Source organism: Variovorax sp. V118, assembly GCF_041154445.1.
Classification (GTDB): domain Bacteria; phylum Pseudomonadota; class Gammaproteobacteria; order Burkholderiales; family Burkholderiaceae_C; genus Variovorax; species Variovorax boronicumulans.
This window is the reverse complement of the sequence record NZ_AP028663.1, coordinates 4,952,865-4,968,257: the sequence shown is the minus strand read 5'-3', so window position 1 is coordinate 4,968,257 and position 15,393 is coordinate 4,952,865. Positions and strand designations below refer to the sequence as shown.

At 68.5% G+C, this 15,393-nt stretch carries 14 protein-coding genes; 11 read left to right on the top strand and 3 right to left on the bottom strand.

Annotation, left to right across the window (positions count from 1 at the left end):
- Positions 1-52 precede the first annotated feature (52 nt).
- From dalD to xylB, 6 genes are read left to right on the top strand one after another with little or no spacing between them, the layout of a single operon-like run.
- Positions 53-1,432 (top strand): D-arabinitol 4-dehydrogenase, encoded by a 1,380-nt coding sequence (gene dalD / locus ACAM52_RS23140; RefSeq protein WP_369647767.1) that lies wholly within the window; start codon positions 53-55, stop codon positions 1,430-1,432.
- Entirely contained in the window at positions 1,429-2,217 is a 789-nt protein-coding gene (locus ACAM52_RS23135; protein WP_159273983.1) for an L-iditol 2-dehydrogenase, read from the top strand. The genes dalD and ACAM52_RS23135 overlap by 4 nt, the downstream gene beginning before the upstream one ends.
- A gap of 18 nt (positions 2,218-2,235) precedes the next feature.
- Positions 2,236-2,907 (top strand): transaldolase family protein, encoded by a 672-nt coding sequence (locus ACAM52_RS23130; protein WP_159273984.1) that lies wholly within the window; start codon positions 2,236-2,238, stop codon positions 2,905-2,907.
- Positions 2,908-2,930: 23 nt separating this feature from the next.
- Positions 2,931-3,899, top strand: coding sequence for a carbohydrate kinase (locus tag ACAM52_RS23125; RefSeq protein WP_159273985.1), 969 nt, complete (start codon positions 2,931-2,933; stop codon positions 3,897-3,899).
- Positions 3,900-3,914: 15 nt separating this feature from the next.
- Positions 3,915-4,856, top strand: coding sequence for an AraC family transcriptional regulator (locus ACAM52_RS23120; protein WP_070059980.1), 942 nt, complete (start codon positions 3,915-3,917; stop codon positions 4,854-4,856).
- 52 nt (positions 4,857-4,908) lie between these two features.
- Complete coding sequence (xylB, locus tag ACAM52_RS23115; protein WP_159273986.1) at positions 4,909-6,375, top strand: xylulokinase; 1,467 nt, start codon at positions 4,909-4,911, stop codon at positions 6,373-6,375.
- 164 nt (positions 6,376-6,539) lie between these two features.
- Here the strand turns inward: xylB and groL are convergent, their stop codons facing one another.
- On the bottom strand, positions 6,540-8,195 hold the full coding sequence (gene groL, locus ACAM52_RS23110) for a chaperonin GroEL (RefSeq protein WP_042579049.1): 1,656 nt from the start codon (positions 8,193-8,195) through the stop codon (positions 6,540-6,542).
- Positions 8,196-8,251: 56 nt separating this feature from the next.
- A complete protein-coding gene (locus tag ACAM52_RS23105) occupies positions 8,252-8,542 on the bottom strand; it encodes a co-chaperone GroES (RefSeq protein ID WP_056572926.1) in 291 nt (96 codons plus the stop codon).
- Between the two features lie 375 nt (positions 8,543-8,917).
- Between ACAM52_RS23105 and ACAM52_RS23100 the strand changes: the two genes are divergently transcribed.
- Both ACAM52_RS23100 and ACAM52_RS23095 read left to right on the top strand, forming a co-directional pair.
- On the top strand, positions 8,918-9,418 hold the full coding sequence (locus tag ACAM52_RS23100) for a plastocyanin/azurin family copper-binding protein (protein WP_159273993.1): 501 nt from the start codon (positions 8,918-8,920) through the stop codon (positions 9,416-9,418).
- A 155-nt stretch (positions 9,419-9,573) separates the two neighbouring features.
- Positions 9,574-11,796 carry a copper-translocating P-type ATPase gene (locus ACAM52_RS23095; protein WP_369644658.1) on the top strand — a complete coding sequence of 741 codons (2,223 nt, stop codon included), beginning with the start codon at positions 9,574-9,576 and terminating at the stop codon, positions 11,794-11,796.
- Here ACAM52_RS23095 and ACAM52_RS23090 read toward each other — a convergent pair.
- Entirely contained in the window at positions 11,777-12,712 is a 936-nt protein-coding gene (locus ACAM52_RS23090; protein ID WP_139700977.1) for a LysR substrate-binding domain-containing protein, read from the bottom strand. The two genes, ACAM52_RS23095 and ACAM52_RS23090, sit on opposite strands and share 20 nt — an antisense overlap.
- Positions 12,713-12,809: 97 nt before the next feature.
- On the opposite strand from ACAM52_RS23090, the gene ACAM52_RS23085 reads away from it, so the two are divergent.
- From ACAM52_RS23085 to ACAM52_RS23075, 3 genes are read left to right on the top strand one after another with little or no spacing between them, the layout of a single operon-like run.
- Entirely contained in the window at positions 12,810-13,262 is a 453-nt protein-coding gene (locus tag ACAM52_RS23085; RefSeq protein ID WP_143599057.1) for a hypothetical protein, read from the top strand.
- A gap of 8 nt (positions 13,263-13,270) precedes the next feature.
- Complete coding sequence (locus tag ACAM52_RS23080) at positions 13,271-14,443, top strand: PLP-dependent aspartate aminotransferase family protein (protein ID WP_369644657.1); 1,173 nt, start codon at positions 13,271-13,273, stop codon at positions 14,441-14,443.
- 22 nt (positions 14,444-14,465) lie between these two features.
- Positions 14,466-15,392 (top strand): transporter substrate-binding domain-containing protein, encoded by a 927-nt coding sequence (locus tag ACAM52_RS23075; RefSeq protein WP_369644656.1) that lies wholly within the window; start codon positions 14,466-14,468, stop codon positions 15,390-15,392.
- The last annotated feature ends 1 nt before the right edge of the window (position 15,393 follow it).

Here is a 15,393-nt window from a genome sequence, read left to right as displayed (position 1 = left end):
CCTCGCAGCAGCGGGCCTCGTGCCCACCCCACCGGCGCCTTCGGAATTCACGGTGCTTCACCTCGGCCTCGGCTCGTTCCATCGCGCCCACCAGGCCGTCTACCTGCAGCGGCTGATCGATGCGGGCGACACCCGCTGGTCGCTGTCGGGCGCCAACATCCGGCCCGACATGGCCGAGGTGGTCGCGGCGTTGCAGGCCCAGGGCGGGCGCTACACGCTCGAGACGGTGTCGCCGGCCGGCGAGTACCGCTACGAGCAGATCGAAGCCATCCGCGAGGTGCTGCCGTACGAGCCCTCGCTGGCCCCGGTGATCGCGCGCGGCGCCGCGCCGTCCACGCGCATCGTCTCCTTCACCGTGACCGAGGCCGGCTACTACCTCGACACCAAGGGCAAGCTCGACCTGTCGTTCGCCGACCTCGCGGCCGACATCGAACGCGCACGGCGCGGTGAGGCCGGCGAGACGATCTACGGCGCGGTCTGCGCGATCCTGCGGGCACGGCGTGTCGCGGAGGCGGGCCCCGTGACGCTGCTGAACTGCGACAACCTGCGCCACAACGGCGACCGCTTTCGCGCAGGCCTGCTCGAGTTCATCGCGCTCGTCGGCGACGCACCGCTGCAGGCCTGGGTCGATGCCAACACGCGCTGCCCGAACGCGATGGTCGACCGCATCACGCCGCGTCCGCCGCCCGAGTTGCGCGCGCGCGTGCGCGCCGCCACGGGCCGCGACGACGGCGCGGCGGTCACGGGCGAGAGCTTCATCCAGTGGGTGGTCGAAGACGACTTCATCGCCGGCCGGCCCGACTGGGGGCGCGTGGGCGTCGAGCTGGTCGACTCGGTGCAGCCGTATGAAGAGGCCAAGATCCGCATCCTCAACGCCACGCACAGCTGCATCGCCTGGGCCGGCACGCTGGCCGGGCTGGGCTTCATCCACGAAGGCACGCACGACGCGGCCATCCGCCAGATGGCCTTCGACTACGTGACCGACGACGTCATTTCGTGCCTGAGCCCAAGCCCGATCGACCTCGCGGCCTACCGCGACGTGGTGCTCGACCGCTTCGGCAACCCCGCGATCCGCGACACCAACCAGCGCGTGGCGGCCGACGGCTTCTCGAAGATCCCGGGCTTCATCGCGCCGACCGTGCGCGAGCGGCTGGCGGCCGGGCAGGGCATCGACAGCGTGGCGATGCTGCCCGCGCTGTTCCTCGCGTTCCTGCAGCGCTGGCACCGGGGCGCGCTGCCCTATGCCTACCAGGACCAGAGCATGGACGAGGGCGTGGCTCACGCCATCTGCGACGCGGCCGACCCCGTGGCGGCGCTGTGCGCCGATGCCGGGCTGTGGGGCGGCCTCGCGGGCGATGCGCGGCTGGTCGATGCGGTGCGCCGTGCCGGCGAGCGCGTGGCGCGCTTCATCGGCGACAAGGAAGCCTCATGAGCGGCCGCCTGCAGGAGCGCCATGTGCTGCTGACCGGCGCGGGTGGCGGCATCGGCCTGGCCGTAGCCGAGGCCTGCATCGCCGAGGGCGCACGCTGCAGCGTGATCGACCGCGCGACCGCCGCGCCCGAGGCCGTGCGCGCGCTGCAGCAAGCCCACCCCGACGCGCTCGCCTACATCGCGGCCGACGTGACCGACACGCAGGCCATCGCGCACATGCTGGCCGAGGCGCAGGTCGCCTTCGGTCCCGTCCACACGCTGTTCAACAACGCCGCCGTGTTCGACCTCGCGCCGCTGCTCGACAGCGACGAAGCCTCGTTCGACAAACTCTTCGCCGTCAACGTGAAGGGCATGTTCTTCGTGATGCAGGCCGTGCTGCGCCACATGGTCGAGGCCGGCACGCCGGGCGCGTCGGTCATCAACATGGCCTCGCAGGCCGGGCGCCGCGGCGAGGCGCTGGTGTCGCACTACTGCGCGACCAAGGCGGCCGTCATCAGCTACACGCAGAGCGCCGCGCTGGCCATGGCGCCGCACGGCATCCGCGTCAACGGCATCGCCCCCGGTGTGGTCGACACGCCGATGTGGGACCATGTCGACAGCCTGTTCGCCAAGGCCGAAGGGCTGGCGCCGGGCGAGAAGAAGCGGCGCGTCGGCCTCGCCGTGCCGCTCGGGCGCATGGGCGTGCCGGGTGACATTGCCGGGGCGGCGGTGTTTCTCGCCAGCGACGAGGCGCGCTACATCACGGCGCAGACCCTCAATGTCGACGGCGGCAATGTCATGAGCTGAACCCCACCTTCCTTTCGCATGAACGACGACTTCCACCTGTACCTCGACAGCGCCGACCTGGCCGAGCTGCAGGCCTGCCTGCCGCACCCGGTGGTGCACGGCGTGACGACCAACCCGACGCTGCTGCAGCGCGCCGGCGTCGGGCGCGCCGACGTGCCCGGTCTGCTGAAACGTTGCATCGACTTGGGCGCGCGCCAGGTGCAGGCCCAGGTGTATTCGAGCGAGGTCGACGGCATGCTGGAAGACGCCGCCGTCCTGCTGCCGCAGTTCGACCCCGGCCAGCTCGTCATCAAGATTCCCGCCACGCGCCAGGGCCTGGACGCCGGCGCGCGGCTCATCGCCCAGGGCGTGCCCGTCACCTGGACCGCCGTGTATGCGCCCGAGCAGGCGCACTTCGCCGCGCAGCTGGGCGCGGCCTATGCGGCGCCGTACCTCGGCCGGCTCGAAGACGCCGGCATCGACGGGCTGGCGCTCATCGCGCAGATGCAGTCGCTGGTGGCGCAACGGCCTTCGTCCCGCACGCGGCTGCTGGTGGCGAGCATCCGCTCGCGCGCGGCCTACCTGTCGCTGCTGGGGTTGGGCGTGGGCGCCATCACCATTCCGCCGCGCCTCTTTGCCGAGCTGCTCGACCATCCCGCCACCCTGGCTGCCGAAGCGGGTTTCCTGGCCGACGCCCGCGCCTTGCCCTGACAGAAGAAGAAAATCCAAGCACCATGCGCATTGCACTCACGGGCGAGGCCCTGATCGATTTCACCGCCGGCGAAGGCGCCGCCCTGGCGTTCCTCGGCCACGAAGGCGGCTCGCCGCTGAACACGGCCGTGGCCTGCGCGCGGCTCGGGCAGCCGACCGGCTTTCTCACGCAGCTGTCGACCGACCTGTTCGGCGAGCGGCTGATGGCCTTTCTCGAACGCAACGGCGTCGACACCCGGCTCATTTTGCGCAGCGACGCGCCGTCGACGCTGGCCTTTGTCGAGCGCATGCCGCAGACCAACCGCTACGCCTTCTACACACGCGGCAGCGCCGACGCCACCTGGGCGCCCGAGCCGCTGCCGCAGCTGCCCGCGGAATGCCGCTTCCTGCACTTCGGCTCGATCTCGCTGCTGCAGGAGCCGGCGTCGTCGCGCATCGCCGACCTCGTGGCCGCCCACACGGGGCGCTGCGTGATCGTGTTCGACCCCAACGTGCGGCCCAGCCTGATCCCGGACATGGCCGCCTACCGCGCCCGCGTCAGCGAATGGTTCGCCATGGCCGACCTGGTCAAGCTCAGCGACGAAGACGCCGCGCTGCTCGCTCCCGGGCGGCCGGTCGATGCGCTCGCGGCCGAATGCCTCACGGCCGGCGCGCGCGCCGTGGTCGTCACGCGCGGCGGCGCCGGTGCCACGCTGTGGCGCACCGGCAGCGCGCCGCTCGCCGTGGCCGCGCCGCGCGTCGAGGTGGTCGACACCATCGGTGCGGGCGACACCTTCACCGCCGGGCTGTCCGTGGCGCTGCTGGCGCACGGCGTCGAGCATCCGGCGCAACTGGCCGAGCTCGGCGACGACGCCTGGCGCGCCGTGATGCGCTTTGCCGCCACCGCCGCGGCCCTGAACTGCACCCGCGAGGGCGCCGATCCACCGACGCTGGAAGCCGTTCGCACGGCGCTTTCGCAGGAAGACAACGAGGCCGTCGCTTCCCGGCCCTGATCGATCCGTGCCGCCATGACCACGACCACCCGCAAACGCGCGATCCCTCGCCAACGCCAACCCGAGCTGGAGCGCGACTTCGCGCGCTCCCCGTCGCTGGGCTACGAGGCCCCGGAAGAAACCGGCCTGGTGCGCTGCCTCGCGCACGGCTTTCCGAGCCCGCTGGTGCGATGGCACTTCCATGAAGACTACGAGCTGCACCTGATCACCGAGACCTCGGGCAAGGCCTTCATCGGCGACTGGATCGGCCCGTTCCAGCCCGGCCATCTCGTGCTGTGCGGGCCGCGCCTGCCGCACAACTGGATCTCGCTCGATGTGCCCGAAGAAGGCGCCGCCGGGCGCGACCGCGTGATCCAGTTCCGCCACGAGCCCATCGAGCGCGCGGCGGCCGAGATTCCCGAGCTGCGCGACGTGATGCCGCTGCTCGACCGCGCGCGCCACGGCATCGAGTTCTTCGGCATGTCGGAACAGGCGCTGGCGCACTGGGACGCCATCAAGGCCGCGCGCGGCGTGCGCCGCCTGGGCCTGTTCTGCGAGTTCATGGCCGACCTGGCGCAGTGCACCGACTACCGGCTGCTGTCGAGCGTGCAGATGCAGGGCGTGCAGGGCAGCGACGGCGATGCGCAGGTCGACCAGATCAACGACATCGTGAACCGCATCACCAACAACATGACCGACTCGATCTCGATGTCGGACGTGGCCGCCGAGCTGGGCATGAGCGAGAGCCGCTTCAGCCGCTTCTTCCGCCGCTCGACGGGCAACAGCTTCACCGACTTCGTGAACCGCGTGCGCATCAACAGCGCCTGCCACCTGCTGATGCAGACCGACCACTACGTGACCGACATCTGCTACCAGGTGGGCTTCAACAACGTGGCGAACTTCAACCGGCGCTTTCTCGAAATCAAGGGCATGACGCCGAGCGAGTTCAGACGCCAGGCCGACACGCGCTTCGGCTGACTTCTTTCAAGGCGAACGCGCCCGCTCCGAAGGCGCCATCAGGGAGACCATCTTGTATCTGGGACTCGACCTCGGCACGTCCGAGCTCAAGGCATTGCTGCTCGCGGACGATCACCGCATCGTCGGCGTGGCACGCGCGCCGCTCACGGTCGACCGGCCGCACCCGCTGTGGTCCGAGCAGGCGCCTGCCCAATGGTGGCAGGCGCTCGAGGCGGTCATGGCCGAGCTGCGCACCACGCATGCCGAGGCGCTGGCGCAGGTGCGCGCCATCGGCCTGTCGGGCCAGATGCATGGCGCCACGCTGCTCGATGCGGCGGGCGAAGTGCTGCGCCCGGCCATCCTCTGGAACGACGGCCGCAGCGGTGCGCAGTGCGAGGCGCTCACGCGCGCCGTGCCGCGCCTGGGCGAGATCGCCGGCAACCTCGCGATGCCCGGCTTCACCGCGCCCAAGCTGCTGTGGGTGCGCGAGCACGAGCCCGAGGTCTTCGCCCGCGTGGCGCGCGTGCTGCTGCCCAAGGACTGGCTGCGCTTCATGCTCAGCGGCGAGGCGGTCAGCGAGATGTCCGACGCGGCCGGCACGCTGTGGCTCGACGTGGGCGCGCGAGACTGGTCCGATGAACTGCTGGCCGCCACGGGGCTCACGCGCGATCACATGCCGCGGCTGGTCGAAGGCAGCGAAGTCTCCGCGCTGCTCAAGCCCGAGCTGGCGGCGCGCTGGGGGCTGCGCGACGGCGTGAAGATCGCCGGCGGCGCAGGCGACAACGCCGCCAGCGCGGTCGGCATGGGGCTCGTGGAGCCGGGGCAGGGCTTCGTCTCGCTCGGCACCTCGGGCGTGGTGTTCGTCTCGACCGACCGCTTCCTGCCGAACCCCGCGCAGGCAATGCACGCCTTCTGCCACGCGCTGCCCAGGCGCTGGCACCAGATGTCGGTGATGCTCTCGGCCGCCAGTGCGGTGAGCTGGGCGGCGAAGACCTTCAAGTTCGCGGACGAGGCGGCGTTGCTCGAAGCCGCGGCGTCGGTCGCGCTGGCGGACCGGGCGCGCTGCCCGCTGTTCCTGCCGTACCTGTCGGGCGAGCGCTCGCCACACAACAACCCGAACGCGCAAGGGGTGCTGTTCGGTCTCACGCATGCGCATGGCCCCGCGGAGATTGCCTATGCCGTGGTCGAGGGCGTGAGCTTCGGTTTGCGCGATGGCTTCGACACGCTGCGCCTGCCGGCCGACATGCCGCTGCGCGAAGTCGCGCTCGTGGGTGGGGGGGCGCGCAGTGTGTGGTGGGGGCAGTTGTTGGCTGACATCTTCCAGATGGAGCTCACGCTCTATGCAGGCAGCGAGACGGGCGGGGCGCTCGGCGCGGCGCGCCTGGCATGGCTGGCCGATGGCGGTGCGGTGGCCGAGGTGTGCACGCTGCCGCCGGTGAAGCAGACGCTGAAGCCTTCATCCGAAGGGGCCGATAGACACAAGACGCGTCATGCGCGTTTTCAGGTGCTCTACATGGCGCTGCGCGACCAGTTTCGATAAGCGAGCGCATCTGATCGCCCCATGAAAAAAGCCCCGCCGAAGCGGGGCTTTTTTCTATTTCGCGAAACACCGCGGAACCGGCTTTGCCGGGCCGCAGGTGTTGCCCCCGGTAGGGGGGTGGCGTAGCGGACACGAAGTGCCGCGCAGCCTGGGGGCGAGCGAAATTACATGCCCATGCCGCCCATGCCGCCCATGCCACCCATGTCGGGCATGCCACCGCCGCCGGCGCCGGACTCGTCCTTGGGTGCGTCAGCAACCATGGCTTCGGTCGTCAGCAGCAGCGAGGACACCGAAGCGGCGTTCTGCAGTGCGGTGCGGGTGACCTTGGTCGGGTCCAGGATGCCCAGCTCGAGCATGTCGCCGTACGTGTCGTTCGCAGCGTTGAAGCCGTAGTTGCCCTTGCCGGCCAGCACAGCGTTCACCACCACCGAGGCTTCGCCGCCGGCGTTGTTCACGATTTCGCGCAGGGGCGCTTCGATGGCCTTCAGCACCAGCTTGATGCCGGCTTCTTGATCAGCGTTGTCGCCCTTGACCGACTCGCCCACGGCTTGCTTGGCACGCAGCAGAGCCACGCCGCCACCAGCCACAACGCCTTCTTCCACTGCAGCGCGGGTGGCGTGCAGGGCGTCTTCGACGCGAGCCTTCTTTTCCTTCATTTCGACTTCGGTGGCAGCGCCAACCTTGATCACTGCCACGCCGCCGGCCAGCTTGGCCACGCGCTCTTGCAGCTTTTCACGGTCGTAGTCGCTGGTCGCTTCTTCGATCTGAACGCGAACTTGCTTCACGCGGGCTTCGATGTCACCAGCAGCGCCAGCGCCGTCGATGATGATCGTGTTTTCCTTGCCCACTTCGATGCGCTTGGCTTGACCCAGGTCGGCCAGCGTCACCTTTTCGAGCGTCAGGCCCACTTCTTCAGCGATGACCTTGCCGCCCGTCAGGATGGCGATGTCTTCCAGCATGGCCTTGCGGCGGTCGCCGAAGCCAGGAGCCTTCACAGCCACAACCTTCAGGATGCCGCGGATCGTGTTCACGACCAGCGTCGCCAGGGCTTCGCCTTCGACTTCTTCGGCAATGATCAGCAGCGGACGGCCAGCCTTGGCGACTTGCTCCAGCACCGGCAGCAGGTCACGGATGTTGCTGATCTTCTTGTCGAACAGCAGCACGAAGGGGTTGTCGAGCAGCGCCGATTGCTTCTCGGGGTTGTTGATGAAGTAGGGCGACAGGTAGCCGCGGTCGAACTGCATGCCTTCGACGACGTCGAGTTCGCTGTCCAGCGACTTGCCGTCTTCCACGGTGATCACGCCTTCCTTGCCGACCTTGTCCATCGCGTCAGCGATGAGCTTGCCGATGGTTTCGTCGCTGTTGGCCGAGATGGAGCCGACTTGCGCGATTTCCTTCGACGTGGTGGTGGGCTTCGAAGCCTTCTTCAGCTCGGCGACCAGGGCCGTGACAGCCTTGTCGATGCCGCGCTTCAGGTCCATCGGGTTCATGCCGGCAGCCACCAGCTTGAAACCTTCGCGAACGATGGCTTGTGCCAGGACCGTGGCGGTCGTGGTGCCGTCACCAGCGTTGTCGCTGGTCTTGGAGGCCACTTCCTTCACGAGCTGGGCGCCCATGTTCTGCAGCTTGTCCTTGAGTTCGATTTCCTTGGCCACGGACACACCGTCCTTGGTCACGGTGGGGGCGCCGAACGAACGCTCGAGCACCACGTTGCGGCCCTTGGGGCCCAGGGTTACTTTGACTGCGTTGGCCAGGATGTTGACACCCTCGACCATGCGTGCGCGGGCTTCGCCGCCGAAGACTACGTCTTTTGCTGCCATGATGAATTAACTCCGAATGGATTGAATTTGGATGGGATCGAAAGGGAGGAGAAGAATTACTTCTCGACGACTGCGAACAGGTCGTCTTCCTTCATCACGAGCAGTTCGTCGCCATCGACCTTGACGGTCTGGCCGCTGTACTTGCCGAACAGGACGCGGTCGCCGACCTTGACGGTCAGTGCGGCCAGTTCGCCCTTGTCGTTGCGCTTGCCCGGGCCCACGGCCAGGACTTCACCCTGATCGGGCTTTTCGGCGGCTGCGTCGGGGATGACGATGCCGGAGGCGGTCTTGGTTTCGCTGTCAACACGCTTGACGATCACGCGATCGGCCAAAGGACGAAGTTTCATTGCATCTCCTGGAAGGGTAAGAAACGGGTTTGTTTGTGGTCGGGCGCCGGAGAAACCGGCGACCTGTCGACTGGATGGGAGGGCTGTTAGCACTCGTCAGCAGCGAGTGCTAATCATAAGGGCATTCGATGACCTTTCAAGGGCGGCGCCCTTGCCGCCGTTTGGCAGCGCCGTGCTTTTCCGGGGAAACACCGGGTGGCCGGGTGCCTTCGGTCGGGACGTTTTGAGGTATTTTGCCCGGGCAAAATAAGGCAATGCCCATGTCGCAGACGCACAGAGGTCGCGCGCAGATTGCTTTTTTGTAATCCGGGTGATCGGTGGTGGACTGGCTTGGCTTCCTAGAGTCGCGGCATCCCGGCAACCTCCAAGGACACCATGACACACACCTTCCGCAACACCGTTTTCGCCGCAGGAGCCGCACTGGCCGCTGCCGGCGCCTTTGCCTCGGGCACCCATGCCGGTGGCCACGGCCACGATGCCGAAGCTGCCGTCGGCAAGCCCGGCGTGGCCGCCAAGGTGACGCGCACGGTCCAGGTCGACATGACGGACTCGATGCGCTTCACGCCGGCGGACATCAAGGTCAAGCAGGGCGAGACGGTGCGCTTCGTCGTCAAGAACTCCGGCGTCCTGAAGCATGAGCTCGTGCTCGGGACCGAGAAGGCGCTGCTGGCGCACTACGAGGCCATGAAGAAGAACCCCGAGATGGAGCACGCCGATCCGAACATGGTCACGCTGGCCGCCGGCAAGACCGGCGAGATCGTCTGGCAGTTCACCCAGGCCGGCAAGGTCGACTTCGGCTGCCTGCAGCCGGGCCACTACGACGCCGGAATGAAGGGCGCGGTGCTGGTGGGCAAGGTCGGCAAGGTCGGCAAGTGAGCGTCCTGCGCGCGCGTCTTTCACGCGCCGGCCGCCATGCCGGCGCTTTTTCTTCCAGGGTATCGCGCGACAGGGCTTGACCTTCACATCGTGTCAACCTGGACACTGATCGCTTCCCCCTCAAGGGCTTCCCCCTTTCCTGTCGGAGAACGCGAATGAACGACACGTCCACCAGGCACGCAGGACACCCCCACGGTCATCACGACCACCACGATCACCACGCATCGCACGGGCATGCGCCCGCGGACCCCGCGCAGCCCGCCGCGCAAGGCACGGTCTACACCTGCCCCATGCACCCGGAGGTCCGGCAGGACCACCCCGGCAACTGCCCCAAGTGCGGCATGACGCTGGAGCCCGAGATGCCGACCTTCGACGAGGGCGAAGATCCCGAGCTGAAAGACTTCAAGCGGCGCTTCTTCTGGACGCTGCCGCTCAGCGTTGTCGTCACCGTGCTCGCCATGGCCGGCCACCGCCTGCAGTGGTTCGAGATGGGCACGCAAAGCTGGATCGAGCTCGTGCTCAGCGTGCCCATCGTGCTGTGGGCCGGTTGGCCGTTCTTTGTGCGCGCGGTGCAGTCGGTGGCGAACCGCAGCCCGAACATGTGGACCCTGATCGGCCTGGGCACGGCCGCCGCCTTTGCCTACAGCGTCGTGGCCACGGTGGCGCCCGGCGTGTTCCCCGCGTCGTTCGTGTCGATGGGGCGTGTGTCGGTCTACTTCGAGGCGGCGGCGGTGATCATTTCGCTCACCCTGCTGGGCCAGATCCTCGAGCTCAAGGCGCGCTCGCAAACCTCCGCGGCGATCAAGTCGCTGCTGGGGCTCGCGCCCAAGACGGCACGCCGGATCGGCGCCGACGGCACCGAGGAAGACGTGCCCATCGGCCACGTGCATGTCGGCGACAAGCTGCGCGTGCGCCCCGGCGAGAAGGTGCCGGTGGACGGCGTGGTGATCGAAGGCGGCAGCGCGGTCGACGAATCGATGCTCACCGGTGAACCGCTGCCCGTGACCAAGCGCGTGGGCGACAAGCTCATCGGCGCGACGCTCAACACCAATGGCGCCCTCGTCATGCAGTCGGAAAAGGTCGGCTCGCAGACCGTGCTCGCGAGCATCGTGCAGATGGTCGCGCAGGCCCAGCGCTCGCGCGCGCCGATGCAGCGGATGGCCGACCAGGTCGCCGGCTACTTCGTGATGACGGTGATCGCCATCGCGGTGCTGACCTTCTTCGCCTGGGGCTTCTTCGGGCCGCAGCCCAGTTGGGTCTACGGCCTCATCAACGCCGTGGCGGTGCTCATCATTGCCTGCCCCTGTGCGCTCGGCCTCGCGACGCCGATGTCGATCATGGTGGCCACCGGCAAGGCGGCCACGCAGGGCGTGCTGTTCCGCGATGCCGCGGCGATCGAGAACTTCCGCAAGGTCGATGCGCTCATCGTCGACAAGACCGGCACCCTGACGGAAGGCCGGCCGCAGTTCGAGCGCGCGGTGCCTGCGCCGGGCTTCACCGCGGACGAGGTGCTGCGCCTTGCGGCCAGCCTGGACCAGGGCAGTGAGCACCCGCTGGCCGACGCCATCGTGCGGGCGGCGCGCGAGCGCCAGCTGGCGCTGGACACGCCCGAGGGTTTCGAATCCAGCAGCGGCATCGGCGTGAGCGGCGCCGTGGCCGGCCGGAAGCTGGCGCTGGGCAACACGGCGCTCATGGAACAGCTGCGCGTGCGGGTCGATGCGCTCAAGCCGCAAGCCGAGGCCCTGCGGGCCGAGGGCGCGAGCGTCATGTTCCTGGCGGTGGACGGCCAGGCGGCCGGCCTGCTCGCGGTGTCGGACCCGATCAAGCCCACCACGCTGGAGGCGCTGGCCGCGCTCAAGGCCTCGGGCCTGCGCGTCATCATGGCCACGGGCGACGGGCTGACCACGGCTCGGGCCGTCGCCGCGAAGCTGGGCATCGACGAAGTGCACGGCGAAGTCAAGCCCGCCGACAAGCTCGCGCTGGTCGACAAACTGCAGCGTGAAGGCCGCATCGTCGCGATGGCCGGCGACGGCATCAACGACGCCCCCGCGCTCGCCAAGGCCGACGTCGGCGTGGCGATGGGCACCGGCACCGATGTCGCGATGAACAGCGCCCAGGTGACGCTGGTCAAGGGCGACCTGCGCGGCATCGCGCAGGCGCGCGTGATCTCCGAGCAGACCATCGCCAACATGAAGCAGAACCTGGGCTTCGCCTTCCTCTACAACGCGCTGGGCGTGCCGCTGGCCGCGGGCGTGCTGTTCCCGTTCACGGGCTGGCTGCTGTCGCCGATGATCGCGGCGCTGGCGATGAGCCTGAGCTCGGTGTCGGTGATCACCAATGCCTTGCGCCTGCGCGGCGCTACCTGGCGCGAGGCTTGAGAAGGCCCGCCAGGGCCTTCTGGTCTTCGGCCAGCTGGATGCGCATGAGCTGGAGCACGCGCACCGCCAGGCCGGACAGCGGCTGTCCCGGCGGCAGCACCAGCAGGCCCGCGAAGGACACCTCCAGCGACAGCGGGCGCACGGCCAGGCCGCGCTGCGCGTACTCCAGCGCGGTGACCGGATTGACGACGCCGATGCCCATGCCGCTCAGGGCCATCTCGCACACGCTGGCCGCGTACGGGGTTTCGACCAGCACGCTCAATGCGACGTTGCAGTCCGCCAGGGCCCGCTCCAGGCGGCGCCGGGACGCATCTTCCGGGTTGAGCGCGAGGAAGGGCTCTTCGGCGAGTTGATGCGGCTGGATGGTCCTGGCGCGGGCCAGCCGGTGCTTGGCATGCATCACCACCACGCCCGGAAAGCGCGCGAATTCGGAGTGCTCCAGGCCCGTCGTCGGCATCTCGTCGGCCATCAGCCCGAAGTCGACCTGGCGCCCCAGCACGGCCTCGTGCACCTCCCGCGAACTGAGCACCTGCAGCGAAATCTGCGGGCGGGCGTCGGCGTCGCCGCGCTCGGCCACCAGCCGCGACAGCACCCGCGGAACAAAGCTCAGGCCAAAGGCCGGATACACCGCCATGCGCAGCGTGTTGACGCCGAAGCGCTTGAGACTGCGCATGCGGTGCTCGATGCTGCTCAGGCCCACGAAGACGCGCTCGACCTCGGTCAGCAGCGCCTGCGCTTCGGGCGTGGGGTGCAGGCGGCCGCGCAGCCGGCGGAACAGGGGAAAGCCCGCGGCTTCCTCGAGCCTGCGCAGCGACTGGCTGATGGCCGGCTGCGTCACGCCCAGCAGCGCGGCCGCCTTGCTCGCGGAGCCCACGGACATCACGGAACGAAACACCTCGATCTCTCGGAGCAACATATAACAACCGCTTATGGAGAAAGAACTTCGGGCGCGATCCGGATTATCTCCAGCGTCCTAGAGTTGGTGTCTTCAGCCACTCCCCGAAAGACGCGAGATGAACCTTCGAACAGCGCTTGCAGTGACGGTCCTGGCGTGTGCGGCGCCCGCATGGGCGCACGACTTTTCCAGCGACGTCGCCAGGTTCCAGACCCTTGCGGCCACCCGCAAGCCCGACAGCCCGCAGGCGGTGGCCGCCAAGCTGGCGCTGGAGCGGGCGCAGGGCGAGATGGAGCAGTCGGACGTGAAGATGCTGCTGCGCATCCGTTCGATGACCAACGCCGGCCTGCGTGCCCTCGGCGAGCAGCCGGCCTTGCTCACCAGCGAGTACAAGCGCCTGGAGGCGGCACTGGCCAACCCCAAGACCCAGGACCCGGCCCGGATCGCCACCGCCCGCGAAACCTTCACCCGCCTGGGTGTGGAGATGAAGGTCTACACCGATCTCGAAACCATGGCCGTCGAGCAGATGAAGCACGCGCTGCAGCTCATCGAATCGGCCCCCGCGAACTGACTTCCACCGTGAACCCATCCATTTCCCATCCCGGCGCGTCCCCTGCGGACCCCGCCTTCGCCAGCCTGGCGCCGCCGGTGTGGCGCGCCTCCACGGTCGTCTTCGACTCGCTCGACGATTTCGTGCACCGCCGCACCCGCCTGCCGGACGGCTTCAGCTACGGCACGACGGGCACGCCGACGCAGCGCGCCCTCGAGGCGCGCATCGCCGAGCTGGACGGCGCCGCGCACGGCATCGTCTTTCCCTCCGGACAGGCGGCCATCTGTGGCGTGCTGCTCGCACTGCTCCAGAAAGGCGACCACCTCTTGATGACCGACGCCGCCTACGGCCTGGCCAAGTCCTTCGCCGTCGAGCGGCTGCAGGCGCTGGGCATCGAGGTCGAGTTCTATGCGCCGCGCATCGGCGCGGGCATCGAGCGCCTCGTGCGCCCGAACACGCGGCTCATCTGGCTGGAGTCGCCCGGCACGGTGACGATGGAAGTCGAGGACGTGCCGGCGATCACCGCCGTGGCGCGCGCCCGTGGCGTGCTGACCGCCATCGACAACACCTGGGCCAGCCCGCTGGGCTTCGCCGCGCTGGCGCACGGCGTCGACCTGTGCGTTCACGCATGCACCAAGTACATGGGCGGCCATTCGGACGTGCTGATGGGCAGCGTCACCACCCAGGACGAAGGCCTGTACCGGTCCTTGCGCGGCCTGCAGTCGCTGATGGGGCTGGCCGTGAGCCCGGAGGACTGCTTCCTGGTGGCCCGGGGCCTGGACACGATGCAGGTGCGCATGGAGCGCCAGGCCGCCAGCGCGCGCCTGATCGCCGGGCAACTTGCCGCGCACCGCCTCGTGCGCCGGATGCTCTTTCCGGCGCTGCCCGGCGCGCCGGACCATGCGCTGTGGGCGCGCGATTTCGCGCAGCCCGGCTGCGTGATGTCGCTGCAGCTCGTGGACTGCCCCTACGACGCCTACCGGGCGCTGTTCGCCGGCCTGAAGCGCTTTGCCATCGGCGCCAGCTGGGGCGGCGTGCGCAGCATCGCGGCCTTCTACCCGGCGGAAGAACTCGCCAGGCGCAACTTCTGCGACGTCGAAGGGCCGGTCATCCGCCTGTCGATCGGCCTGGACGACCCCCAGGCCCTGCACGATGAGCTGCTGGGCGCGCTGGACGCCTGCGCCACGCGTTTCGATCTCTGACCCCCGACACCTGGAGCCTGCGATGACTTTCAAGCCGACCCTTCACGCCGCGTTGATCCGTTCCTTCCTCGCCATGGCCGGCCTCGCGCTGTGCGCCGGCGTTGCCGCGCAGACCGCATCGCCGCTGGATGGCACGCTCAAGAAGATCAAGGACACCGGGGCGATCACCGTGGCCACGCGCGGTGCCTCGATCCCGTTCAACTACCTGGACGACCACAACAAGCAGGCCGGCTTCGCCTGGGAAATCTCGCAGCGCGTGGTCGCCCAGGTGAAGAAGGACCTGCAGCTCGCCCGGCTGGAGGTCAAGACCCTGGAAGTCACGCCGCAGACGCGCATTCCGCTGGTGGCCAACCAGACCGTCGACCTGGAGTGCAGCTCGACCACCAACAACGCCGAGCGGCAGAACCAGGTGTCGTTCTCGACGACCTTCTTCGTCGTGGGCGCGCGCCTGCTGGTGCGCAAGAACTCGGGCATCAAGCACTGGGCGGATCTCGTCGGCAAGAACGTCGTGGTCAGCGCGGGTACCACGGCGGAGCGCATGCTGCGGCAGCTCAACGAGAAGAACAAGTGGGGCATCCAGATCATCCTGGCCAAGGACATCAACGAGAACTTCCTGACCGTGGAGACGGGGCGCGCGGTGGCCGCGACGCAGGACGACATCATTCTGTTCAGCAACATCGCCCGCGCCAGGAACCCGGCGGACTGGGAGGTGGTCGGCGTGCCGCAGCAGAAGGAGGCCTATGGCTGCATGCTGCGCAAGGGCGACGCGGCGTTCAAGAAGCTTGTCGACGGCGTGATCACCGGGATGATGCGATCGGGCGAGTTCGCCGCGTTGTACGAGAAGTACTTCCTCAAGCCCATTGCGGTGAAGGGCAGCGTGACGGTCAACTTCCCGATGTCGCCCGACATGCAGGAACTCGTGCGCCATCCGAGCGACCAGCCGCTGTAAG

Excerpts from the sequence above, each read along its gene's own strand:
- ACAM52_RS23135 (WP_159273983.1), top strand. The coding sequence starts at position 1,429 with ATGAGCGGCCGCCTGCAGGAGCGCCATGTGCTGCTGACCGGCGCGGGT.
- ACAM52_RS23130 (WP_159273984.1), top strand. The coding sequence starts at position 2,236 with ATGAACGACGACTTCCACCTGTACCTCGACAGCGCCGACCTGGCCGAG.
- ACAM52_RS23125 (WP_159273985.1), top strand. The coding sequence starts at position 2,931 with ATGCGCATTGCACTCACGGGCGAGGCCCTGATCGATTTCACCGCCGGC.
- ACAM52_RS23120 (WP_070059980.1), top strand. The coding sequence starts at position 3,915 with ATGACCACGACCACCCGCAAACGCGCGATCCCTCGCCAACGCCAACCC.
- groL (WP_042579049.1), bottom strand. The coding sequence starts at position 8,195 with ATGGCAGCAAAAGACGTAGTCTTCGGCGGCGAAGCCCGCGCACGCATG.
- ACAM52_RS23105 (WP_056572926.1), bottom strand. The coding sequence starts at position 8,542 with ATGAAACTTCGTCCTTTGGCCGATCGCGTGATCGTCAAGCGTGTTGAC.
- ACAM52_RS23100 (WP_159273993.1), top strand. The coding sequence starts at position 8,918 with ATGACACACACCTTCCGCAACACCGTTTTCGCCGCAGGAGCCGCACTG.
- ACAM52_RS23095 (WP_369644658.1), top strand. The coding sequence starts at position 9,574 with ATGAACGACACGTCCACCAGGCACGCAGGACACCCCCACGGTCATCAC.
- ACAM52_RS23090 (WP_139700977.1), bottom strand. The coding sequence starts at position 12,712 with ATGTTGCTCCGAGAGATCGAGGTGTTTCGTTCCGTGATGTCCGTGGGC.
- ACAM52_RS23085 (WP_143599057.1), top strand. The coding sequence starts at position 12,810 with ATGAACCTTCGAACAGCGCTTGCAGTGACGGTCCTGGCGTGTGCGGCG.
- ACAM52_RS23075 (WP_369644656.1), top strand. The coding sequence starts at position 14,466 with ATGACTTTCAAGCCGACCCTTCACGCCGCGTTGATCCGTTCCTTCCTC.